The organism is Reyranella soli (assembly GCF_007992495.1).
GTDB lineage: Bacteria > Pseudomonadota > Alphaproteobacteria > Reyranellales > Reyranellaceae > Reyranella > Reyranella soli.
In genome coordinates, this window is sequence record NZ_BKAJ01000141.1 from 1 (window position 1) to 22,996 (window position 22,996).

The 22,996-nt window shown below is 61.2% G+C and carries 15 protein-coding genes and 1 pseudogene; 8 read left to right on the forward strand and 8 right to left on the reverse strand.

Features of this window, described 5'->3' with window-relative positions:
* Nucleotides 1-108 precede the first annotated feature (108 nt).
* Nucleotides 109-474 carry a VanZ family protein gene (locus RSO01_RS34770; protein WP_170303583.1) on the forward strand — a complete coding sequence of 122 codons (366 nt, stop codon included), beginning with the start codon at nucleotides 109-111 and terminating at the stop codon, nucleotides 472-474.
* A 42-nt stretch (nucleotides 475-516) separates the two neighbouring features.
* Here the strand turns inward: RSO01_RS34770 and RSO01_RS34775 are convergent, their stop codons facing one another.
* The 5 genes from RSO01_RS34775 to RSO01_RS47770 form a co-directional block, all read right to left on the reverse strand.
* On the reverse strand, nucleotides 517-1,017 hold the full coding sequence (locus RSO01_RS34775; RefSeq protein WP_147155201.1) for a DsrE family protein: 501 nt from the start codon (nucleotides 1,015-1,017) through the stop codon (nucleotides 517-519).
* A 695-nt stretch (nucleotides 1,018-1,712) separates the two neighbouring features.
* On the reverse strand, nucleotides 1,713-2,732 hold the full coding sequence (locus RSO01_RS34780) for a TAXI family TRAP transporter solute-binding subunit (protein ID WP_147155202.1): 1,020 nt from the start codon (nucleotides 2,730-2,732) through the stop codon (nucleotides 1,713-1,715).
* Nucleotides 2,733-2,774: 42 nt separating this feature from the next.
* Nucleotides 2,775-4,931, reverse strand: a complete 2,157-nt coding sequence (locus RSO01_RS34785; protein WP_147155203.1) for a coiled-coil domain-containing protein — start codon at nucleotides 4,929-4,931, stop codon at nucleotides 2,775-2,777.
* A 39-nt stretch (nucleotides 4,932-4,970) separates the two neighbouring features.
* Nucleotides 4,971-5,315: a hypothetical protein gene (locus RSO01_RS34790; protein ID WP_147155204.1), complete on the reverse strand. Its 345-nt coding sequence runs from the start codon at nucleotides 5,313-5,315 to the stop codon at nucleotides 4,971-4,973.
* A 490-nt stretch (nucleotides 5,316-5,805) separates the two neighbouring features.
* Nucleotides 5,806-6,093 carry a hypothetical protein gene (locus RSO01_RS47770; RefSeq protein WP_170303584.1) on the reverse strand — a complete coding sequence of 96 codons (288 nt, stop codon included), beginning with the start codon at nucleotides 6,091-6,093 and terminating at the stop codon, nucleotides 5,806-5,808.
* 1,490 nt (nucleotides 6,094-7,583) lie between these two features.
* On the opposite strand from RSO01_RS47770, the gene RSO01_RS34795 reads away from it, so the two are divergent.
* The 3 genes from RSO01_RS34795 to RSO01_RS47775 all read left to right on the forward strand — a co-directional run bounded on the left by RSO01_RS34795 (nucleotide 7,584) and on the right by RSO01_RS47775 (nucleotide 9,595).
* Nucleotides 7,584-7,784: a hypothetical protein gene (locus tag RSO01_RS34795; RefSeq protein WP_147155205.1), complete on the forward strand. Its 201-nt coding sequence runs from the start codon at nucleotides 7,584-7,586 to the stop codon at nucleotides 7,782-7,784.
* Nucleotides 7,785-8,206: 422 nt separating this feature from the next.
* Entirely contained in the window at nucleotides 8,207-8,956 is a 750-nt protein-coding gene (locus RSO01_RS34800) for a winged helix-turn-helix domain-containing protein (RefSeq protein ID WP_147155206.1), read from the forward strand.
* A 315-nt stretch (nucleotides 8,957-9,271) separates the two neighbouring features.
* Nucleotides 9,272-9,595, forward strand: coding sequence for a hypothetical protein (locus RSO01_RS47775; RefSeq protein WP_170303585.1), 324 nt, complete (start codon nucleotides 9,272-9,274; stop codon nucleotides 9,593-9,595).
* A gap of 1,138 nt (nucleotides 9,596-10,733) precedes the next feature.
* Here the strand turns inward: RSO01_RS47775 and RSO01_RS34805 are convergent.
* Nucleotides 10,734-10,958 carry a hypothetical protein gene (locus RSO01_RS34805; RefSeq protein ID WP_147155207.1) on the reverse strand — a complete coding sequence of 75 codons (225 nt, stop codon included), beginning with the start codon at nucleotides 10,956-10,958 and terminating at the stop codon, nucleotides 10,734-10,736.
* Between the two features lie 960 nt (nucleotides 10,959-11,918).
* Between RSO01_RS34805 and RSO01_RS34810 the strand changes: the two genes are divergently transcribed.
* From RSO01_RS34810 to RSO01_RS34820, 3 genes and pseudogenes are all read left to right on the forward strand, one after another.
* Complete coding sequence (locus RSO01_RS34810; protein ID WP_147155208.1) at nucleotides 11,919-13,115, forward strand: M23 family metallopeptidase; 1,197 nt, start codon at nucleotides 11,919-11,921, stop codon at nucleotides 13,113-13,115.
* A gap of 991 nt (nucleotides 13,116-14,106) precedes the next feature.
* Nucleotides 14,107-14,433 carry a hypothetical protein gene (locus RSO01_RS34815; protein WP_147155209.1) on the forward strand — a complete coding sequence of 109 codons (327 nt, stop codon included), beginning with the start codon at nucleotides 14,107-14,109 and terminating at the stop codon, nucleotides 14,431-14,433.
* 1,910 nt (nucleotides 14,434-16,343) lie between these two features.
* Nucleotides 16,344-17,541, forward strand: a pseudogene (locus RSO01_RS34820) (IS256 family transposase).
* A 637-nt stretch (nucleotides 17,542-18,178) separates the two neighbouring features.
* Here RSO01_RS34820 and RSO01_RS34825 read toward each other — a convergent pair.
* Nucleotides 18,179-18,496, reverse strand: a complete 318-nt coding sequence (locus RSO01_RS34825; RefSeq protein ID WP_308933109.1) for a helix-turn-helix domain-containing protein — start codon at nucleotides 18,494-18,496, stop codon at nucleotides 18,179-18,181.
* Between the two features lie 1,059 nt (nucleotides 18,497-19,555).
* A complete protein-coding gene (locus RSO01_RS49580) occupies nucleotides 19,556-21,652 on the reverse strand; it encodes a protein kinase domain-containing protein (RefSeq protein ID WP_147155211.1) in 2,097 nt (698 codons plus the stop codon).
* A 517-nt stretch (nucleotides 21,653-22,169) separates the two neighbouring features.
* On the opposite strand from RSO01_RS49580, the gene RSO01_RS34835 reads away from it, so the two are divergent.
* Nucleotides 22,170-22,361, forward strand: coding sequence for a hypothetical protein (locus tag RSO01_RS34835; RefSeq protein ID WP_147155212.1), 192 nt, complete (start codon nucleotides 22,170-22,172; stop codon nucleotides 22,359-22,361).
* Nucleotides 22,362-22,996: the final 635 nt, after the last annotated feature.

The following is a 22,996-nucleotide window of genomic DNA, read 5'->3' on the forward strand; positions in this document are numbered from 1 at the left end:
CTAGGTACTCCGGTGTAGTTATTGGAAGTCCGCACACTTGTAGTGTCTGCTACAGGCACCAATCTGGACGCGACATTGCACCGACAGCCTGCTGAAACCCCGATCCCCATGCTTTGGAAAGCAGCGTTCCTTGGCTTCGTCATCGTTCTCGCGGTTCTTGCGTGGCTGCCGGCAGACGCCATGACGCGCACATCACTCGGCGGGCACGTAGAACACCTGATCGCGTATCTCGGCGCCGCGACGGTGACGGGACTTGCGGCGCGAACGACGCGGCGGCTTGCTGTGCAGTGCCTTTTCTTGGTTGGCTATGCCGCGATTTTGGAGGCTGGCCAGTTGTATGCAGCTGGCCGTCAGGCTTCCCTTCAAGATCTTGCATTCAGTTCCAGCGGTGTTTTGATCGGGATCATGTTGGTGTGGATCGCACGCACTTGCTGGGCCCGGCTGAGGATCCTCAGGCCCACCTTCGTTGAATAGAAGCGATACAGAAGAGCCTGGCCGGCCAGTCCCTCACGTGAGTCATGGGCGCACGTAGCTCCAACCCTGTTCCTGCAGCTCCATTACCCGCACCACACCAGACGACACAATCGTGGCCTGCGAGATGAGCGGTATTTCCTTTTGCTCGGCCCGGCTCATGTTAGCCCTTGTATTGTCGCAGGCAGCAAACGAGATCGACCGCGAGGTCTCGGCTAGCGACTTGATCCGCTCCTTTACCGGCGAGGTATCGTCGCGCAGCATGTTGAGTCCCGGTCCAAAGGTAACGATCTCGATCTGAATCTTCTCTCCGATGCTCTTGTAGTGTTGTTCAGCGTTCGCTGCGTTGTTGAGCGCCAAGTTCATCACTGCGGGCTCATTCGTATTCACTTGCAGGATCAGCCGATGTGCCACTTTCTCGATGCCGGGTGCGGCTGGCGATGCCGCTGACTGCTTGCTTTGCGCCAACGCCGGCTGCTGCGCATTGACCAAGGACAGAACTACCGTGCTCAATGCGAGCAGCACTGAATGCATCAATTTTGCCATTATACCCTCCTGAACTCGGTCACGCATACCCAGCCGTCATCACTTCCGCGGCGTATCGGGTTTGAGAGGCCATCGGCAGGAAACGACCATTCGCTCGCGCGTGCCTTTCAAGCTCGCCAAGGAATAGCGTCCTTCCAGTGTCATGCCCCAGCGGCCGACTATGCGGAAAGCAATCTCGCCCTGAGCCGGCAGCGACACCAAAAAACCCGCGACGTCACCGCCGAGGGCCATTCCCGTCCCAGATGTCGTGGCGCTGGCCAGAAGCGTCGTTGGCGGCCCCCCATCGACAGCGTAGGAGACACCATAGCCATCGCCCGCCGGCAAGGCGTTAGGACTACTGAGTACCAAAGACGTAGTCCCACCGCGACAGGCAATCGAAAGCTTCATGCCTGGGCCGTCAGGAGCACCTCTGGCTGTGGCAGTGGCGATTACAACGGGCGAATAGTCGATCGGTGAAGTCGTTTCACTGACGACCCAATTCTCTGGCGTCGCCGTCCCCTCGGAGCCGGACGCTGACTGCGGTCGCGCGAGCCCAGGTCCGATTTCGCGAGAGAGCAGGTCTAGACATTTCGACCTCTCGGTGTGTGAGAGCGTCGAGCACTTTCGCACTCTATCCATGGGATCGCCGACGGCCTGCGCCATCGCGGAGGCGCCCCCCAACGCGAGCGCGATCGGCAAGCAGGCAGCAGCGGATTTCATTGCTTCCGCGCGTCCTGGCGACCCTGGCGGTCCAGCCACTCCTGCGCTGCGGAAAAGCGGTTCAGGCCCGGCACCGTCGCGCCCAGATTGATAGCTTTCCAGTTGGGATCGAAGCCGGGGACTTGCAGCTTGCCAACACGGCCGAAGAGATAGTCGGTGAAGCGAGCCACCCGCTGATAACGGTTTGAGTTCACCGGCCAGTTGTAGGTGGCGAGGACGGTGGGTACGGCCAACGTCGCAACGCGCTCGCCCGACTTCACCAGTGCCGGATAGTCAGAAGCTTCCAAAAACGCTGGCAGATAATAGTCTTCGAATTTTGAGTCGTAGTTCACCGGCAGAAACTTAAAACCAGGTTCCCACTGACCGCGAATGAAGGCGTCTACGGGCTTGGTCGTAATGAAAACGACTGCCGCCATATCCCCCTTGCGCATCTGTTGCAACGCCAACTGATGGGGAATGAAGGTCTTTTCGATGTTGATGCCCAAGCGACTGAAGATCAGTGGTCCGGAGTAGGCGGCCGCCGTACCCAAAGTATTGAAATTCACCCTTTTCCCCACGAGATCCTGAAGACTCTGGATCTCTGGTCGGACGAAAACGTGAAGCTCGGACGGAAAAAGACTGAGCAGATACGTCACATGGAGCCCGATATCCGGAAACGCAACCTTGTACTCATCCAGCGAGTCGGAATTGATGATCGCTAGATCAACTCCGCGCAGATATAGGAGAGAATTGAGGTTCTCAGTCGGACCGCGGGTGACGATCGGCAAGACGTGAAGATTCTCCCCGTCATCAACCACCCGGGACATCTCTGTAGCCAACCGCAGTGGGGCCCCCTCGAGAAGGCCTGCGGCCAGGCCCACCGTCCAGGCGTTGATCTTGTCCTGCCGCTCGGCATAGGTCGGCGCACGTTGGGCCGGTCGATCCTGTGCCTCGGCTGTGGCCGGCAGAAGCGTAAGAACGATCACCACACATAACGCAAACCAACTCCACCTGTGCCTTGTAACTCTCGGCCTCATTGTTCGCTCCCGATCCCCTTCATGTCGTTGTCGCGCTCCCGTTCATTGCTGCAACGCTTCCAATCGGACCTTGGCTTCAGTTACACCGCCAGCCAGCGCCTTGCCGTAGAGTTCTCTCGCCATGGTGATGTTGCTCTGAGTACCGATGGTCTTCCGCGCAGACAGGAGCAATGGATCATATGTCTCAGCCAGCCAGAATAGGGCCTCTGCGCTGCCCATTTCCGCCGCCCGATCGAGCATGTTTCGTGCGGCGCCAATATTCCCCTGGTCTAGCAGATGGTTGGCGCGCGCAATCAGGCGAATGGCGTGCGGACTACCCTGCTCAAGGCTCGCTTCCGTCCGCGTTGCCGAGTTCGCGGGCAGCGCTGCACCCCCAGTCGGGACATTCGTCTGTGCTTCCGGCACCGAAGTTGCCGCAATGGAGGCTTGACCGACGGTAGGCGGAGCTGCTGCAGGCGAGCGGCCGCCACGACCGCCTGTGCTCTCCTGAATTGACGTCAACCGCTGCTCGACACGCTGCGTCCGGGTGCGCTCGACCTCGAGCGATTGCTGGGCAACCGTTGCTTCTGCTTTGGCCTTCTGCAACTCCTGCCGTAACGCCGCAAACTGGCCGTCCTGGGCGGCTTCTTCAGCGGCCTTTGCCCTTGCCTGGGTTTCCAGGCTCGACTTTGTCTCGGCGAGCTCGGTGGTGAGCCTCTCTATCCTGTCCCGTTCCTGCTGCAGTGCGCGTCGCTGCTCGTCGGCGCTGCGTTCAGCCGCTTCCTTCACATCTGCGGCTTCGTCCTTCGCCGAACTTGCCATGGCTTCCTGGGATTGCACTGCTCGCCGAGCCGCTGCCAACTCGGTTGCAAGCTTCTCGGCCTTGCCTTGTGCCTCGCGTAGGGCCTGACTTTGCTCTTCGGCGCTTCGTCTACTCCTGCCTTCCGCCCGCTGGGCCTCATCCTTCGCCGCCTGTGCCACCGCTTTCTGCGCCTCGACCTCCTGTCGCCTCATAGCTAGTTCGCCGTCAAGCTTTTCAGCCTTGCCTTGCGCTTGCTGCAGAGCCTGGCGAAGCTCGTCCATGGCACGCGCGCTCGCCTCTTTCATGCGCGCGGCTTCGTCACTTGCCGAACGCAATATCGCCGCCTGTGACTCATTTTCACGCCGCGCGGCAGCGAGCTCGACGCGAAGCTTCTCGGCCTTGTCCTGCTCCTGTTTCAATGCCAGCTGCTCGACCGTACGGACATTTGCCTGTGCCGTCTTGCCCTCGACTTCACGACGAAGCTGGGCGGTCCTATCCTCTTGCTGCTTCAGTGCCTGGCGCAGTTCGCCAATGACGCGCTCCCTTTCTGCCTCTGCTCGTGCGGCGTCATCAATTGTCTTGCGGGCCAACGTGATCTGAGCGGCGCTGTCGCGCTGCGCCTCTGCAAGTTGGCCGGTGAGCTTCTCGGTTTTGAGCAGCTCCTGCTGCAGTGCCTGACGCAATCCGACGAGGGCGCGTTCACTGACCTCTTTGTCCCGGTCTGCCGCTTCGCTTGCCCGGCGAATCAACGCCGCTTGCGACTCTGCTTCGAGCCGCGCCGCTGTCACATCGCTGGCAAGCCTGTTGGCCAGCTCCTGTTCCTGACGAAGCGCTTGCGTCAACCCGGAGTCGTTCTCCGATGCTGTTTGATGGAGGAGCCACTTGCCGAGATCGCCGCGATAGAGGAATGGCCCGAATGCCGCGCCGACGAGCAGGCAGGCCGCCATCGTTACGATGCTGCGCCGTCTGTGGACGATCCAGCGGCCGCCAAGCGCAAGTGCCGACAGCAAAGTGCGGTCGTCGAACCCTGCATTAACGCATTTTCCTGGGTTTGCAGTCCGCTGCGCTTGCGCAGTCATGCCGCCAGGTGCGGCGCGCGAAGCCCCGCGATGAATACGCCGAGCCGATAACTTGCTCGGACCCGGGGGCGATCCGATTTCGTCGGCCGTCTCCACTACGCTCCGTGCCGGGGTCAGCGACTGCCAATACGTTGCATTGAGCTGACTGGGCGAGCCCTTCTCATCGCGGTTTTGCGGCGCATGCCAATGTGTTGCGTTGAGCTGAATAGGCGCGCCGTCCTCACCGAGCCATTGTTCGGCTTCGGGCGACCAGCGAGCCACCGCAATAGTGCCGCGCGCGCCATCCTCCAGAATAACAAATTCGCCATTCCTCGGAGCGGTGTCAATTGCTTTGCGCATGAATGTCCAAAACTAACCCCTTTGTATCGGCGCGCGACTTCACGGCTGTTGGCCTCCAGCAGCTGGCCGTGGCCTTCCACAACTTCGACCCGACGCTCCAGCATCTTTGTCGAGCTGAGGAAATGGAGCGGCCTTGCCCTGCTGCGCTAATCGGCTCCTGCCCTCTTCTTCGTTGCGCATGGCATCGTCCTCGAGCTTCTCAGCTACCTCGATCAAGCGCGGTGCAATCGGATCCCCCGGTAGCGCATGTGCCTCTCTGCGGGCCTTAGCGGCCAGGTACCGGGAACGCACCGCCAGCGCGAGGAGGAAGTGAGGCATCGAGGTCAGCTTTTCTTTCCCGCGCTTCAATGGGGCCGAGACAAGACCAACCGGGATATTGTTCATTTGAGCTCACCTTGATCTCCACCGCTGCCGCCTACTTCTGTTGGTGGACCGGCAGAGGCACCAGAAAAAGGGGGCACATGCGCGACTCCAAAGGGTTATGTCTAGAGAGCCGAACCTCAATGATGCATGAGAGGTACCCCGCGAGCACGCGCAGCTTCTTTCAGAAGCGGACGTGACTTGGACCAGCCACCGCCGGCCGAGCCCAAAATGAGGATCAGGCTTCACGTCTCGCGTGAGCCACACGCGCTCTCCACGCTTGGCTCTCGGCCCGGCGTCGTGCCCTGAAGGCCGATACGGGTGCGGATAGCAGGGAGATGCCGGTTCGCAACCGCCGATAGCCGAGCGGATGGCAAGGCAATCACCGCACGAGATGCAGCCTCATGGACTAGGATTTTGAGATCCCGCCGAGAATCTGTTGAAGAGTGCCGATAAGCACAGCAGGCGACACCGACAATGGAATGCACGCATCGATCTCCGACGCCTGCCAATTCTAGTAGTCGCTCGATGACGTGCGCTCGAAGAGAAGAATGATCCTGGTTTCCGGCCACAGCTCACGAAGCAACTCGCGGCAGGAGCAGCCCTCTCGGCCGGCGGTGCGCCCAGGATGACAAGCTTGGGCACGACTGCGACAAGCAAAGGAACTGTCGATGTCGGCCGTTGAGGCGACGCTACCGATCACAAGATAAGAATGGCTCACCATCAGTGAACCCAGCGCCTGGCGTACCAGCGAGCGCGGTTCAACGATGAGCGTGGCTACAAGCTTTCCGATTTGCTGCACTATCCCACAGTCCCACACCTTTGCACCGTGCTGGAACGTGAGGCTCGGCGAATTAACACACGTTAAGTTGGCCGCATGCCAACGTCGATTTCTCGCCTGCACCGCAAAATGGGCTCGTCCTGACGTGAGACATCTGATGTTTTAGAAAGGGCATAAGGAGGTTCGGGAACTTTGGCCCCCGCACGCCAACCGCTTGTGCGGCTTGGACTTGCGCATAGGCACACAACCTTGCGGGGCATCCGTCTACACCACATCGCAGTCTTTGGTGATCAGCATCGCCAAGGCTCGCTCACGTGCAACGGCATCATCGCGACCGCCGGAGCTGGACATCGGCTTCGAAGGCGCCATCGCGCCAAGTACGTGTCGGGTTCGGCGATGGCGTTCGCCGCGTGGCTGCCAGCCCGGGGGCAAGGCGAAGGCGATGGTCACGTGATAATCTTCTGCTGCGACGTGTGCGACCGTTTGCGACTAGGACAACCAGAGCATCAGAGCAAACCAACGAGGCTAACCGTTTCGCATGCCTTCCTGCCGCTGTATCTTTGCTGCGGCTGTTCATCGGTTTGCCCACTTGTCGTCCGGCAGATGGTGAGGGTACTTGGGGGCGTTCATTACCCTGTCCTCCCAGTTCTGCGCAAGTCGCCGTCCCTCGCCGGTCAGTAAGCCACTCTGCACCTTGATCGGCCCGATACGATCATCTCGGATGATGATCCAGCCACGCTCCACGGCTCGGGCTATAGTCTCCGGCCGCTCTTCAGTGTTGCCTAGAACCTGCCATGCATCCGGTCGACCTGCTGTCGCATCGTAGAGTTTGCAAAGTAGGTAGCGGGCAGCACTGTCTACAGCTTCCGAGACCATTGGCGGCTCCCTCCTGCCCAGCACGGGGCTGGATTGGCGGCCGACGACGCCGTGTCCATCCGGCCGCCCCAGTGGAGCGAGGCGCGCTCAACGCGCACGCCCCATTGAAATACTAGCAAGCCTACAAACAAGTGCACTGTGAGAAAAAGGGGTGCTGCGCGTTCAAGAAGGGGGAGCCTGGTCAGCAGTGCTGAGTAGGGGCGTCATGGATTCCTTACCGCTCACCGCGGTGGCTCGGCGCAATGACCGGCGTTGGGCTCTATCGTGCTGTCGCGAGCAGATAGAGCACTCATGTTGCGAGCGTTCTTGGGATCACGGACTACGCCGTCACTGCCTGCCCACTCCGAAGACGCTTGGCTAGTCCACACTCTGCGCGCGCGTCACCTTGCCGAATACCACCTTAAGGACCAGTATGTGAGGGTGCGAGTCTGGCACGCTACCTCTCAAGAGGTAACGCCGAGACCCCGTGTCGGCTATTTGGGAGGGCGCCCGAACGATCCCCCCTTGTAAAGCTCGGCATTGCTAAGAAAGGCTGCCCTGTCCCCAATCCAAGGCCGGCGCGAAGACTCTTTCCCGGCTAGCCGCAGTGCTCACACCACCGCCCGCGCAAGCTGGCCCGCTTCTTGGCTGCCACGATGAAAACGAACATAGCTCAGATACTTAAGAATTTCGCCATCGGTTGGCTGGTGCTCGTACTCGTTGCGATGATCGCGACGCTGGCAGTTGCCTTGTCGAACGGCGGGCCGGCCGTGCCCTATTCCGACCAGCGCCTTTTCGCTCTGCTACTGCTGCCAAGTGCAGCGTTGCTGACAGTTGGCCTTTTTGTGGAACGGTAGAACGCGATAAACCGACGGTGACTGATCCTGACAAACGCACTCAACGCACAAACCGACTGGGATGGGTATCCTCGGGCACATGCCAAGCGTCGTCGGCATGATGCCGGCTCGTCGATTACAGGGCCGATCGACGCCGTCGGATGCCTGATGCACTCAAATCGAAACATGGAAAGACTGCCCCACGCGCGATCTTCAGCACATCCTCGAGCTCGCCCAAAATGGCACCGACGTTTGTGGAGCTTTCATCGAGTCCAAGGTTTGGGGTCGGATTGCTACGGCAATTCGCCAAGGACGAAGGCACTACGCATTGCCCCGTCCAATCGGCGCGTTGTGAGTAACTCTTTAGGCCGGCCATAGGCTGCACGCGCGCGGGCTACGTTGAGGTGGCCTTCGTTTCAGCCCCAGAATTTGCACGCCATCCAATGACTGCTGTCCACAACAACGTCACGATCCCAGTAGCCGTCGTCCCGCAATATGCCTCGCAAAAGGCGAAGCCAATCCGCGTTTTGACGAACGTAGATCTAGAAGTGCAGGAGCAAGTGTTGGACTTGGGTTTCTCCGTCCAGATGGTGGACACCGCTTCGGTTTTTCGTCCTTCCGGGAGCGGTCTCGATGTCGACATTGTCGTCCTCGACCGCAGCGTCTTGGACGTGTCGAGCTTTGAAGCAATGGCCCAGTTTTCCACATCGGGTAACAACGTCCCTGTTCTCCTCATCAACGGGTCAGCGTCGCGGATGACGCCGACAGGCGAAGGCTCCGGCGCTGTCGAAGGCCCGAGCGCCGCGAACTCAATGGTCAACGCGCTGAAGCTTGCCGCAGCGTTCGCGCGCCTCAACCAGTCGGCCACAAATGAGGAAGGACTAAACTGCGGCAAGCTCCTCCTCCAGAACTCCCGTGGCTTCTGGAACGGCACAGACCTCGCTTTGACGATCGGTGAGTACAAGATCATCGAATTGTTGAGATCCCGGCCCGGTCAGTACTTCCCCTATCGCGCCATCTATGATCGATTGCGCCATGAAGGTTTTGTCTCTGGCCATGGGCCGAACGGTTACCGGGTCAACGTGCGCTCAGCTGTCAAGCGCATCCGCAATAAGTTCCGGGCCTTGGATCCAAGGTTCCAAGAGATCGAATGCTACAGGGCCTTCGGCTACCGCTGGCGCAAGTCGGATTGACCGGGGAGTGGGAACGACTCGCCGCCAACCCGGCCGCTACGCCGAGTCTCTGCGAAATATAGCAAACAGAAAGCGGCGTAATCAGCCCCTCTGGGCTTCGGCCGATGGCCAAGTAGGAACCCCTTGTCATCTTGGCTTCGAATCGTCGACGAGAGTACAGCACTGAAGCTTGGCGACACAAATCAATGATCATGCGGAGCCATCGGATGCGCTAACCGTGCCGCTTGCCAGTGGTCTCAATTTGAGATCTCGCCAACAGCGCCCGCTCGCGCGGCGCTCTCTTTCCTTCGCGATCTGAGGTAACTCTTTAGACCCGTGTACGGCGTCGGCACGACGAACTATGACGGGGTTATGGCAAGGCATCTACAAGTCAGCCACGGGGGCAAAGCTAGCCGTCACACCGACAGGGTCGATGTTGCTGCTCGTTGCCTTGTCTACAACTTTTTCGTCGCCATCAACGGGACGCCGGACGCGTCGCGGCTGTTACGTGACATTGATGAGACGGTAGAAACCTTCGCGCGAGCCGTGGAGCGCGGTTGGATTGAGGTATTCGACCGGCGACAAAAAAGCGGCGACGTCGTGCGGCTAGTCGCGCTTACTGACGAAGGACGGCGGATAGCTCGGGACAACTTTCATTAAGATGTCTCGTAATAGACGAAGAGGGACCTAGGCTAGGTAGAATCTCCTGGAAGCGACGCGCGATCGACTGAGGGTTGCCGAAGGTCCGAACGAGCATGCCCGCTGTAGAGTCGAGGTCGGTTTGGGACGGCCTGTGTGGGCCGATTGGGGGGCCAAAATGTTTGTCGAGCGCAGCTCGGATGGCCAGATCTGGCTGTATATGTGGAACAGCAGTATCCCGATCAGAAGTGGATACCGCCGTCCAACGAAAGTTTGCGGGCCTTTCTGGGCGACGCGCCGATGCGAAAGGCAGGACCTGTTTGCTCCCAGCTCCCAACCCGCCTCTGCCGAAGCCGCGCCCCCCTGAGGGTCTGGGAGCACAGATGAAACGAGCTAGCCGCGTATGCGGACAGTCCTCGACGGCAAAGGGGGACCACAGCATGGCCATGCGGTTCACCTTCGCTCTCTACGAGGACACCTAGCACGAACCGATGCCATGGAAGTGGCTCGGCGACACCGCAAAACGAGCCGGGATTCAGCACGCCGAACAGTTTAAGCGGGCCTTTGATGTCGCGGAGGCCGCAGGCTGGCTTGTCGTGCACAACGGCAACTCGGCGAAGTTGACTTTTGCGGGCATAAGGGCGATTCGCCGGTTGCTGGTCAGCGCCGAGGTTGTGCAATCAGATGTACCGTCTCTCCCGGCCCCCCTGTCATCATGCAGCACTCAGCTTGGGGCGGGAGCTTAGTCTCTAACAAAGCTCCCGTGGATGCGGGCATTGGGCCGGGGTTGCCTTGCACCATCGCTTAGATCGTTCGGCGCAACAGAGGTTGTGGGTGCCGGCAAGTCACACAAGGCCGCCGCCTCCGCGTCTCTTTCTTGCCTGATGATGGTCTGCAGTTCCTTGAGCCTGCCGCTGCCGGTCTGCGACGGTGTTCACCATCGAGTGTCGGCGCGGCTTGTTCGGTATCACCTCGCGCGAGAGGGCCACCCGCATCTTTCGCAGGATCCCGTGCCGACAGGCCGTGACGAACCCGAGTTGAATAAGAGCCGTCGAAGGCTCCAATCGGTGCCTCCTCATCCGTCACAACCGGTGCGATCGGTAGCCGAGCGGATGGCAAGGCAATCACCGCACGAGATGCAGTCTCATGGACTAGGATTTTAAGCCCCCCCGAGAATCTTTTGAGGAGTGCCGAAAAGTACATCAGCGACACGACGATGGAATCCACGCATCGATTTCAGACGCCTCGCAAATCTGGTAATCGCTCGATGCGCGCGCTCGAAGAGAAGAATGATCTTGGTTTTCGGCCACAGATCGCGAATGCAACTCGCGGCAGGAGCAGCCCTCTCGCCCGGCAGAGCACCCAGGATGACGAGCTTGAGCATGTGCCCCTCACCTCTGCACCGTTAGGCTCGACGAATAAGCACACGTTAAGTTGGCCGCATGCCAATGTCGGATTCTCGCCTCCGTCGCTCGCCCTGCAGTGCGACTTACCCAAACGCACCAGCGCGGAAGTGCGGTCAAAAACGTACTCTCCTGGGAGCGTTTGCGAGGCTCAGTTTATGAGCCTGTCCGACCAACAGAGTCGCAGCGTCGGAGACCAAAGCCGGATCAGCCCACACAGCCCCACCATCCAGCTTTGGTCTCGCCTGTGGGTCGACCGTTCAGCGCTTCTGCTGGCGAGTCCCGCATCAACGATGAGGTGCAACTCTTCGCGTTGGTGCTGATCCTACGAAACCAGTCATATCAACAATGGCGGCGAGCCGGATGCGGCCCCGGCCGCACCATTTGCCTCGCCCTTGACGTCGGATAACCGCTCTCCAGCATCCGCGTAGCCGCTTGATGCGAACATCGAAAACAGCTGTCGACTTGCAATGTCAGCAGCTTCTGAAAGTCGCCAAAGAGCCATGTTCGTACGGCGGGACCCTGCGAGTGGTGTAACGGGCCAGCGAGCTTGGCGGGCCCAGTGTCATCTCGAGTGGCAAATTTGGGGATGCCAACGCCCGGCATGCTCTGCGGGTGTACTCATTATGCATCGCCCAAGGTCACTGCCGCACCAGTAGCAGGCAGGGTATCAAATGATGCGGTCTCTTCGGAATGGCCCGTGGGTGGCATGGCGCTTCACTTCTGGGAAATGGTAACGATGTCATCGCGCTGGTGGACAGACCCTCGATTGAGGATCGAAAGACCTCCGCTCTTGTTGCGGACTGTGGGGCACCTGCCGCCGATGGACCGGGCAAAGCACGGTCTGCAGATCTACGGCAAGCCCCAAGGAGGAATCCGCGAGACGGGTTCGACCGGATGATCCACGACACCGCCCAGCGCGCCACTCTTGCCGAGGGCAAATGATCAAGCAGACTTGGGCGGCGCTTGCCGCAGCTCTCTGTTGCTTTGCATCACCAGCTGACGCCGCGTCACCAGATGAGGCGCAGGTTGCCGCCGAGCGCCTGCTGGGCAGTGACTCCGAGCAGGTGCAGTGGAGCCATCTACCCTTTACCCGTAAGCTGCATGCCTGGGGTGTCGTCGTTGGATCGCTCACTGCGTCCACGGAGGCAGCGGGCGTACCTCCTGCTGCAATGACCGAGGCGCTGCGGGCGCTGGCCACGGCCATCGACCTAGAGCGCGATGTTAAAGGCGGTGATCTTTTCTGGGTGCAGTACGAACAAGGATACACTACGGAGGGTGACTCGATCGGCGCCGGCCGCGTGCTGTGGGCCGAGCTGCGCACCGCGGCGAAAGGCACTGTGGCCATCCATCGCTTCCGTATCGGCAAGTCCAGTGCCGAGCCGTTCTGGCTGGCGACGGGCCATAGCACTGAGCAGATGTCGGTGCGCCTGCCACTCGACCGGATCAGCATCACCTCGGGCTTCGGTCTGCGCGCCGATCCGCTCGACGAGCAGCACGCCTTGGCCATGGGACCCGTCCGCGTCACCCCATCCGCGAAGCCAAAGCCCACTAACACGGTTGGTAAGGGCCACTCGACGGCGACCGCTGAAGGCCGGGCGGTGAAGACGCGCGCCGGGGCCGGCCCGACACTGCTCGGTCGCTCAATGGGCTTGTCGCCAGTTCCATCGCGAAGCGCAGCGGCTCCGTCGGGTTCCGTAGCCCGCGCGGTCGCCCCGCGCGCAACGCTCGTCATGCATCAGGGAATCGATCTCGCCGCTGACATCGGAACGCCCATTTATGCGGCAGCCGACGGGGTGGTTACCGGCGCGGCCGCCAATGGTGGCTATGGCAACTGGATCGAGATAGAGCACGAAGAGAAGCTCTCGACCCTGTACGGCCATCTCCTATCGTTCGCGCCCGGCATCGCGCCCGGCATGCGCGTGCAGAAAAGCGACCTGATCGGCTTTGTTGGCAACACCGGCCGCTCGACCGGCCCGCACTTGCATTTCGAATTGCGGAGTAACGGCAAGCCGACCAATCCAGTCATTCATCCGTCGATGAACCCGCCACAGTTGAGTGGCGTCGATCTCGTGCGCTACCGCGAGGTTGTTGAGCGCAACCTCGCCGAGGCGCAGCGCGAAGGCAAGCCGAAATAGCCGCAGCACCAGAGCCTTCTTCAAACGCCGACATTATGGCGACGGGGCGAGCGACGGCTCGTTCACAGAAGCGGGCAACCGACGCGATCGTCGTGCACGCTTTCGGCGAATGAACCCATGCCTGTGCTCGGGAAGTACGACCCTTGCATCGTGCCCAATACGCTGTTCCTCAGTCGCCGAGTTGGTGCACGACGATACGACGGTCTCGGCGGATGCGGACTAGCCAATGTTAGCCATGTTGGGAAGACAAACACCAGCAGCCCAGCTCGCGCGATCTAAATGCCTACGACGATTGGGATTGCGTGACGTCGCCACCTGCGGCCCGGCGCAAGGGCACTGAGCGCCATCTGTTCGTGCTGACCTAAGGGCTATGACTGCAGTAAACCGTAATCGTCGCATTTTCAACTTCTGACAAGCTACGCCGAGGATGCAGAACAATGGACGTGGCCACTCCTCAATCAGCTCGAGTATTCCCTTCCCGCATTGGTGATCCGTTGAGCGCATTCGAGATACTTCTTCATTCTCGTGCCATCTCGCCCGACCCCGCGGTAGCTTGCTCGGTCGGGTGGTAGAATTGGTTTCACAACTTCCAACACCTCCCGGTCGCGGTGTCGTTCCACGGTTGAATGGAGGAAACGCCAGGGTGGTCGCGATACTGCCCCGCGGGTCGGCGACGTTCTAGGGAGGCTTATCGCGCTGCCGGCCCGAGCCGTGACCTGTTCCAAGGATAGCCCAGCTGGAGCAGCCTATGATCTGGTAACGCCCTGCACTGCCGCTGCCCGACCGTGTCGGTCACATCCTAGTTCTACTTTCTCCTATGGGGGCAGCGCGCCGCTAACGTCGCCCATCGAGCATCCTTTAAGCTGCGTACAAGCAGCCGCTAGTTCTCAAAGGTCAGTGCTCATGGGTGTCCCAAGGCAAACCGGCCTCGCCCTATGAGGTACCAATTCGGACCTCGGGTGAGAATGCGGCGAGACAGCTATGATAGTTCATGTCAAGACGCCCGCCAGCCAAGGGCGAAGAAGAGACAATCGGCGGCGCCGAGGCGAGTAACATTGCCACTCCGCAGGCCGCGAGGCTGCGTCCCTCCGACTGTTCGGGGCCGGTTATGGGTGGAGTATTGCTGGTGATGAAGATTGTCGACGTCTTTGTCAAAGACACCTTAAAAGGTTCCTATCCCGTCGTCATTGAATGCCAAGGTCGTCCAGCCGAAGATGACTTCATTGACCAGGTCCGGAACGGCATGGATCGGGGTTTTTATTCGGCAGATGACATCAAAGTCGCGAAGTTTGTCGTACGTGAGGCTGGAGAGCGGTAGCGGCTCTGAATTTGCGCTCGGTGTGGCGCAGCACGCCAGCCGTTCAATGTGCTCAGCAATGAAAATGAGGAAGACACATGCCGCGAGCAATCGAGCGCTGGTTCATTTGCAACGGCCGGTACCGCATCCATTCGGTCAAACCAGTCGGCGGTCATCCAGAGCGCATCATCGAAATCGAGGACGTCGATGGGGGCGAGCGCCTTCATGGGTCTGGCTCGGCTTTAGGCCGGACAGCGGAACGACGGTTGACGCTAACTCTCCTATCCAATCCGGCAGAACATTTGTGCAGAATCTCACGTCAACCAGCCATCCCGACCAAGTTCGCGGGCGGACTGGATAGTCGAATAATTCCTGGGCGATAGCAGCGATTGCCGCCGCCCCTGCCGCCGATGGCAGCGCCTGGCGGTCGAGACAAACAAATACTCCCGACGAAAGGTGCCGGAACCTACGCCAGTGCCATGGTGGCAAAACGAGGCAGCCATCCCTTTCGAAGTCGAAGATCAATGGCGCCGCCGAGGCACAGTATGTTGGCTAAGAGCGCCGATGCCTATCCCAGATCGCAGCTGTGGCAAATTCACTTGGTCCTTTAGCATCTTCGATCGTGATCGAATATCGGCATGGCTTCGCATGTGCGAAGTGAAGGATGAGGACCAACTCGGAGTGCAGCAAAACCCGCATATTCCGTGAATGGCCGCCGCTGTCACCAGATGGCCACTTTCAGGCCCTTGCCTCGCGAGCAGAGGGTGTGGGACTCAGGTGGTGCGATACACATCAGCGAAATTCGAGGATCCGTCATGGCTCAAGCCATCACGTCATGGTTGATTTCCGGCGGCAGGTTCCGCGTGCATGCCATTAATGCTGTAGGCCGGCGGAGCGCCAGAATTATCGAGATCGAAGATGTCGACACAGGTGAGCGATTTCATGGCTCCGCCCGAAAGCTGCAGAGGATGTTCCTATCGCTCGGAAGTCGCAGCATTGGCGAACCGGTGACTCTGCCTCGCTGAGTCGAAATCAGACAAGTATGTCGGAGCGTGTGCCGTTTCAGCTCGTCTCGCTAGGTCAGTCGTTTGGCTCTAGCAACGATGACCAATAGGCCTTTCGCTGTTCCGCCGGGCAGCCGTACGCGTGCTGCGGGCCGAAGTTTCGGCCGCCTGACGTCCCGCCGGTCGGTGCCCTATAGCTTTGCTGTGCTGCCGCGCCGCCTCTAGGAGATTGTACGAGCGGAACACCGGCGGCAATGTGAACCCGCCGCCCACATTATGAGCAGCGAAGTCGTCTAGCGGTTTCACGGGTACTTCCGCTACTCAGCTGCCGCACGCTGGGCTTTGTGCACAACGTAGCCAGTGATTCGACAATTACTCGGCGATCTGCTGCCGATGCCACTCGCGATTTGTGCGGCTGACGCTTTCGCGTGGCGGCGAGGTCGCTCTGCATGACCCTGTGATGTATCAGGGTTCATCCCGGCCCTGCCAACTCGCCGAGTTGACGGGCGAACGGAGCAGGTAGCGGGCAACGCGCGCCATCAGGAAGCACGATGCCAGAAGTCCTCGTCGGTTTGGCCGGGCGAGCGACCGGCGTCGTCACGATATCGATGTGGAGCGCGGGACGGGCGCCGGCACCCGAGCGTGCTAAATCTGCGCCGCGGTCTTGCGCAATGAGCCCAGCCCTTGCCGCGAGGATCAGGGAACGAACGCCCATAGTGTAGGACGGGTGGCGGCCACGGGTGAAGCTACTTCGATAATGCGTACCGGTCGTGTCCCAGGTGGTGGTGTAACTGGCGGGAGCAAGGCCGCGAGCGAGCGCGCTTTCCATTAGCGCTGTAGCGAGGGAGCGGCCTTGCGGCGGTCATCGGCGATTTCCGGGTTAGGGTCGGGTTGCGAAGACCAACTCAGGACCTGAGGACACCACCGATGACCAACGAGATGATGAACCTGCGGACGCTCGTGGAGAAGGCCCCCGACGCCGATGTCTTGCGCGAGATGATCGGCTTTGCGGCTGAGCGGCTGATGGAACTCGAGATCGGCGCCTTGACCGGCGCGGGCCACGGCGAGAGAGTCTGAACCGGTTGGTGCAGCGCAACGGCTATCGGGACCGGGACTGGGAAACACGGGCCGGCACGGTCGAGTTGCGCATCCCCCGGCTGCGCCGCGGCAGCTACTTCCCGGGCTTCCTCGAGCCGCGGCGGATGGCCGAGAAGGCGCTGACCGCGGTGATCCAGGAGGCCTACATCCAGGGCGTCTCGACCCGCTCGGTCGACGATCTGGTTAAGGCCATGGGCATGAGCGGCATCTCCAAGAGCCAGGTATCGAGGCTGTGTGAGGAGATCGACCAGCGGGTGAAGGCCTTCCTCGACCGGCCGATCGAGGGCGACTGGCCGTATCTGTGGATCGACGCCACCTACCTGAAGGTCCGCCAGGCCGCCGCATCGTGTCGGTCGCCGTCATTGTCGCCGTCGGCGTCAACACCGACGGCCGGCGCGAGGTGCTGGGCATGGATATCGGCCCGTCCGAGGCCGAGACCTTTTGGACCGCCTTCCTCAGGAAGCTGGCGAGGCGCGGCCTGCGTGGCGTCAAGCTGGTGATCTCCGATGCCCACGAAGGTATCAAGGCTGCCGTCTCCAAGATCCTCACCGCCACCTGGCAGCGCTGCCGCGTCCACTTCATGCGTAACGTCCTGGCTCACGCCGGCCGCAGCGGCCGACGGGTCGTCTCCGCCTTCATCGCCACCGCCTTCGCCCACAACGACGCCAAGGCCACCAAGCAGCAGTGGCGACGCGTCGCCGACCAGCTCAGGCCCAAGGTGCCGAAGCTGGCCGCCCTAATGGACGAAGCCGAGACCGACGTGCTGGCTTACATGAGCTTCCCAGCCCAGCACCGTGCCAAGCTGCACTCCACCAACCCTATCGAACGGCCGATCGGCGAGATCAAGAGACGCACCGAGGTCGTCGGCATCTTCCCCAACGAGGCCGCCATCGTCCGACTCGTCGGCGCCGTCCTGCTCGAACAGAACGACGAATGGGCCGTCCAGCGCGCCCGTTACATCACTCTGGAAAGCTTCGCTCCCGTCAGCGATGATCCTCTCGTCGGGCTGCCTGCTGCGGCAGCCTGATCGATCCCGGCTCTCGCCCGAGATCCTCGTAGTGACTAACCGTCAGCTACACCACGCCGCGGGGCACGATCTGCGTACCTATTCATCGAAAGTGTGACAAACCGACTCGGCGGGCTCGCGCCCGTTGGGCATTGTCATCTCGGATACTTCTACGAGCACGGATTGGGGGGAGAGTTGTCTGACATCAGGCGCAAACCTTCGTCATTCGAAGAGTACTGGCTAGCGTCGAAGGCTTGGGAGCGCATGGGCCTGCAGCTTGGCGCTGCCCGGGCTTTGGCGAACGCAGGTTTTCTCAAGGTGGATGATCTCTACTCAGCTCGTGCTTTGGAACTGGCGAGAATCCCAAGGGTGGGCCGCAAAAGCCTCGCTATTTTGTGTGGATTCATGAGCCGAGCGCAGGAGCAGCAACTTCGCCCCCTCCGCGAGGGCGTCGGACAATCTTGCCCCATGGTCGCCCCGCGGACCGTCTCCCTAAACGAGGACAGTGGCGAGCGACATCCCCCTTCCCTGAGGATAGTGGTTTCCAATTCCTAACTATCGTCTCGATGAGGGCGACGGAAATTCCAGACTAAGAAATAGATTATCAGGGTTATTATTTCACGCGCAGGAACGGTTTGGTCTCTATGCGGAGGGTCTGTCACAGGTACCCAAAAGAAGGGCGCATGGCTGGCGTCGAGACGCTCTCTATCTTTGCCGGCCAGTGTGAAAGCAGCTGCGGCTTGTTGAGATAACTGCCGTCAAAATTGGCCAAATCGGCGAGTCGCTCTCTGTTAACTACGTTGATGGTGCGTCCCTTCGACAGGATATTTAGCTGGCGAAGCTTCTGGAAGGTGAGATTGATGTGGACGATCAAAAGTCCTGCCGCATCCGCCAGATCCATTTGGATCAGCGGAGTGGTTGCGTCGTTGATGCCGACCGCCTTCCCGTCGAGCCAAGGCCCTGCCGCCCCGATCAGTTTGCAAACTGATCATGTGCAACGCTCAAAAAGGCACACCAGAAGAACATGCGCCTCGCGCACTGTCGAGACGAGCATCTCGAATCCCGGCCGGCACTGTTGCCACCCTCGCTGACGATCTTATTGTTGAGATCCCGCGGCGCTGCCGCGCGACCTCAGGCTACGCGCGGCCGATCCGTAGGCCGAATACAGCTCGGACACTCGGCGGCAGCACCTCATTGTCCTGATTGAAGCAACCCCACGGTCGAGCAGAGACGCGACACCGCATCTTGCTGTTAGGTTAGAGGTTGGCCTCCAGCCTGACAGATACAGGTGTGACCAGATTCTGGAGGCGAGGCGGGCCTGCCCGGCTGCCGCCTTGAATAGGAACGCGCGATGTGCCCGACGTAGTCCTGGTGGATGACGACGAACACTATCGGGAAGTGCTATCCGCAGGCTTGGCCGACCGGGGTTTCTCGGTGTCATGCTTCGCAATGCGCCTGCTTTGCTCGAGGCACTGACCAATGGCATTGACGCGCAAATAGCATTGCTCCACTGGGCCCTCCCGGAAATGTCAGGGCTTGAGTTGCTGGGCGCCCTGAGAGAGCGCGGGGTTCGGACTGCCGGTCTGGTACCCCAGAAATCACAAAGCGACGAAGTTGCCATTGGGACGATGCACATGATTGGAAGCACCGTCGCAAGGTGCAGACCGGCAGCCATTGACCTTACGTCCCGTCAGTACACCGCCCGAGTGGTCGAGGAGGGGCGTTATCTGGCCGGGATGAGCCGATCAAGCAGGACTAACGCAAATCAAGCGGCCCGAGAGCCATACTACAGTCTTCGGTCGCCTCACGGGAATGAAGTCGCGCGCCGGCAGCTTGATGATGATGTAGCCGAGGCAGCCGCAGACGCGTGGTGGGTAGGCGCTGCCATAGGTGGGACCACCGCCGCCTTGACGGTGTTGTGAGAAAGCCCAATGGCCGCACCGGCTCGGGTACGCGACGTGACCGGCGGGTGTTCGAAACGCGGTCAATTCGCCTCTCACAGGCATTGCCTCTCGCGGGTCACGCCACCGTCAGCCTAGCGGCACTGAATGGTGGCCGAAAAATCCCGGCCGTTCGGTCCGGCCCGGCCCGAGATGCTGAGGACGTTGCCCTCGATCCGACCCGTCATCAGCGCGGTGAAGCGCCGGTTGACATTGGTCTGTGTACCGATACCGTTGTAGGTGACGCGAACGTTGCCGTCGGCGTCAATACTGCCAGCGAAGCTCTGCAGCTCGCCCGTAGCCTGAGACGTCCAGTTGCCCGAGATCACGCCGTTGGTGATCATCGTACTTGCGCTCCAGCAGCTCGCCGGAAATCCCTGGTAGGCGCCGCGGCACCATTGCGCCCGGTGGGTGCCCTCGCACGACGTCACCACCTTGGCCGTCGCAGCCGCTTGCGGCTGCGCGGCGGTTGACTTGCGCAGATCCTCGTCCTGGCGAGTGAGCGCCGGGGCGGCCTCGCGTAGCAGGGCCGCCTGGGTCTCCGCCGTAAAATATCCGGTCGCGGCGCGACCGGCCTTTCTCTGCCAAGCGGCGACCATTTCGCGCGACCGCGCGCCGAACACGCCATCGCTGCCGCCTGTGGGGAATCCCAACGCCGCAAGCGCGGCCTGGATGCGCTGGCGGTCGGCCTGGCTGAGGCGTAGCACCGCCTCTGCGTCTTCGGCTGCCTTGGGGTCGGCCTCCTCAGCCTTGCGCCGCGCCGCCGCCTCGGCTGCCGCCCTACTGCGGGCTTCGGCTTCGGCCTGCTGCCGAGCCGCGGCCGCCGCCGCGAGTTCAGCCGCAGCCTGGCGTTTGGCCTCCTCGGCCGCCTGGCGGCGGGCACCCTCCTCAGCCTCCTTCTGGCGCACTTCGTCCTCGATCCTGCGCCGCAAGGCCGCCTCCTCGTCCACCTTGCGCCGTACCTCGGCTTCAGCGCGCAGGCGGGAGGCCTCTTCGAGTGCTGCCTGCTGGGCGCGTCTCGCCTCTTCGAGCTGCTCCTGGGCGCGGTCCGGCGCCGCCGCCGCAACGGCTGGCGGTGCAGAAGCCTGCGCGGCCGATGATGATGATGGGACTTGGCCCGCGGGAGGCGACCCGATGGCGAACCAACCTGCCACTGTCGCCAGGCAGAGGGCCGCAACGCCTGCAACCAGCATCGCCAAACGACGATTGCGCGGCGGCGGCACGGCCAGAGAAGCGGCTGGCGTGGCGGTTGGGGCGAGCGCGGTCGTGGTGACCGGGGGCGCATGAGCCATGAAGATGGTGGCTGCCGCACCGCCGTCGGCGTCGGGCGCGGACAGGGATCTCCGCCACTCCACGATCGATTGCGGGCGTTCGAGGGCGCGCACGGCGAGGCCGGCGTCGATGCCGGCCAGTAGCGCTCGTGGAAAGGTGAGCCTGCTGTCGGCGAGCGGTGTGTAGGTGTCTTCGATGACGCGGTCGATCGCGTTAGGCGGCGTGCAGCCGGTGATTGCGTGATGAATCGTGGCAGCGAGACCGTATATGTCGGTCCACGGGCCCTGCTTGGCGGCGGTGAACTGCTCGGCTGCCGCGTAGCCCGGCGTGAAGATCGCGGTCATCGCCTGCGAGCGTCCAACTACGGCGGTGCGCGAGGCACCGAAATCGATCAGGACGGGGCGCCCCTCGCCATCGATCAGGATGTTGCTGGGCTTGATGTCGCGATGGAGGAAGCCCGCCCCGTGGACCTGCTCGAGCCCGTCGAGCAGGGTCCATAGGATCCTGTCGAGGCCCGCGGCGTCGATGGCCCCCTGTTGCTCGAGCTGCTCCAGCAGGGTGCGCCCACGCACCAGCTCCATGACAAGATATGCCGTGCCGTGGGCCTCGAGGAAGTCGTGGACCTGTACGACGCCCGGCACCCGATGAAACGACGCCAGCGTGCGTCCCTCGGCGATGAACCGGTCGCGGCCCCAGGCGAAGTCGGGAGCCGCGCTGCCGGATCGTGGCACCACGGTCGTGCCGTCCTGCCGAATCGCCAGGGCGGCCGGCAGATATTCCTTGATCGCAACTTCGCGCCCGAGATCGGTGTCGAGGGCGCGGTACGTAATGCCGAAGCTACCCTGCCCCAGCACGGAGACGATGCGGTACCGGCCGACGCGCTGGTCAGGCCGCAGCGAAACAAAGTCGTCCTCGCTCAAACCCCGCTCTCCCCGCAGGCTGCACCGAATCGAACGGAAGCAATCTAGGCGCCGAATAGTCAAGTGCGCATCGTGGGATGGCAAGCGCTGACGCGATCCAGGCGGGCGACCGGCGTCATACTGCACTCTTTGGACAGCGGGTTGCGTCAGCCGTATCTGGCCGCGAAAAGCCCGCGACGATCGAGATATTGTAAATTACCATACCTCGGCGAACTTCAATCGTGCGGCGCTGGCCACGAGATGATCGGAGGCGATCGACGCGCATGCGTCGTCAGCAAGCTTGACGCGATCAGAGGCAATTCGCCGGCTGACCGAGCCAGGCTTGAGGCGACGGCCGCAGTAACCCCGCCCTACTACGGAGCCGTCACGGTGGGAGGCATGCCAGTAGCCCACCAAAGTCAAAATCCGACTCACAGCGATGGGGCGTCCTGCTATCGAGATGTGGGAGACGGGTCTCGCCGACGCCCAAAGGCGTTTGATCTGCGCCTTGCAGCGATTTGACTGCTAGAATGGCGGGATGAACCGCAGAACCCAAAAGGCCGAAACCCAGGTGCAGCGTCTGGAAGAGAACATCGCTTTTCAGCAGCAGATGATTGCGAAGCTGGATCAAGGTGGCCACGATGTGCGGGCGGCAAGGATGATTTTGAAACGCCTTAAGGCGCAGCTCGCCAAACTCGTTGGCGAGCGGGATCTGGCGAAGCGCTCCTAGTGCTGCATATTGCTGACGTGTTGCAGGGGTAGTCGCTATTGCCGCGTGAAACGCAGAACACACCAGTGCTCCACAGTTCTAGGCCGCCACAAGGTTCGGCGGAACCCATAAGAGGTAACCCCGCTGATAAGAGGTAACAGCGCCTCAGTCGATCGCCAATCTGTCAAGATTGGCTGGCGAATTTCGGGAGGGCACGGTGCAAGACAGCCAACTCTTCGAATTGAGTCCGCGGGAAACGACGGCGCTAATTCAAATTTCCAATGCAGGAGGCATTAGGGCGGGGAGCGTTTCGGAAGATGATCTGAGCCGCTTGTATTCGCTCGGCCTTGTTGAGCAGCGAGGGTTATCAATGGGTCTCACTGCAATAGGTATGCAGGCGGTCGCGCGGGTGCGGCGAGATGCCTCCGCTCGATAGAGACTCTCGGATGGAAGGACATCCGTTACCTGCGAAGTTGGTTTAGGGCCGTGCACCAAGCTCGATGTTGACATTCACTTCACGGCCGGCCGGCCGGCGGCGGATGTGGAATTTCAGCACGTTTTGAACTGCACGGATGTCCGCGCTCTTGCAGTCTGACCCAGCAGGCCCGTGAGAGCCTCCGCTTAAGGCCGCCGCACTCCGTAACCGTGGAGCCGGA

What these genes read in the sequence shown, in the direction of transcription:
- RSO01_RS34780 (WP_147155202.1), bottom strand. Translation starts at nt 2,732, where the DNA reads ATGAGGCCGAGAGTTACAAGGCACAGGTGGAGTTGGTTTGCGTTATGT.
- RSO01_RS34770 (WP_170303583.1), top strand. Translation starts at nt 109, where the DNA reads ATGCTTTGGAAAGCAGCGTTCCTTGGCTTCGTCATCGTTCTCGCGGTT.
- RSO01_RS34810 (WP_147155208.1), top strand. Translation starts at nt 11,919, where the DNA reads ATGATCAAGCAGACTTGGGCGGCGCTTGCCGCAGCTCTCTGTTGCTTT.
- RSO01_RS34775 (WP_147155201.1), bottom strand. Translation starts at nt 1,017, where the DNA reads ATGGCAAAATTGATGCATTCAGTGCTGCTCGCATTGAGCACGGTAGTT.
- RSO01_RS34805 (WP_147155207.1), bottom strand. Translation starts at nt 10,958, where the DNA reads ATGCTCAAGCTCGTCATCCTGGGTGCTCTGCCGGGCGAGAGGGCTGCT.
- RSO01_RS34800 (WP_147155206.1), top strand. Translation starts at nt 8,207, where the DNA reads ATGACTGCTGTCCACAACAACGTCACGATCCCAGTAGCCGTCGTCCCG.
- RSO01_RS34790 (WP_147155204.1), bottom strand. Translation starts at nt 5,315, where the DNA reads ATGAACAATATCCCGGTTGGTCTTGTCTCGGCCCCATTGAAGCGCGGG.
- RSO01_RS34835 (WP_147155212.1), top strand. Translation starts at nt 22,170, where the DNA reads ATGAACCGCAGAACCCAAAAGGCCGAAACCCAGGTGCAGCGTCTGGAA.
- RSO01_RS34795 (WP_147155205.1), top strand. Translation starts at nt 7,584, where the DNA reads ATGAAAACGAACATAGCTCAGATACTTAAGAATTTCGCCATCGGTTGG.
- RSO01_RS34785 (WP_147155203.1), bottom strand. Translation starts at nt 4,931, where the DNA reads ATGCGCAAAGCAATTGACACCGCTCCGAGGAATGGCGAATTTGTTATT.
- RSO01_RS34815 (WP_147155209.1), top strand. Translation starts at nt 14,107, where the DNA reads ATGTCAAGACGCCCGCCAGCCAAGGGCGAAGAAGAGACAATCGGCGGC.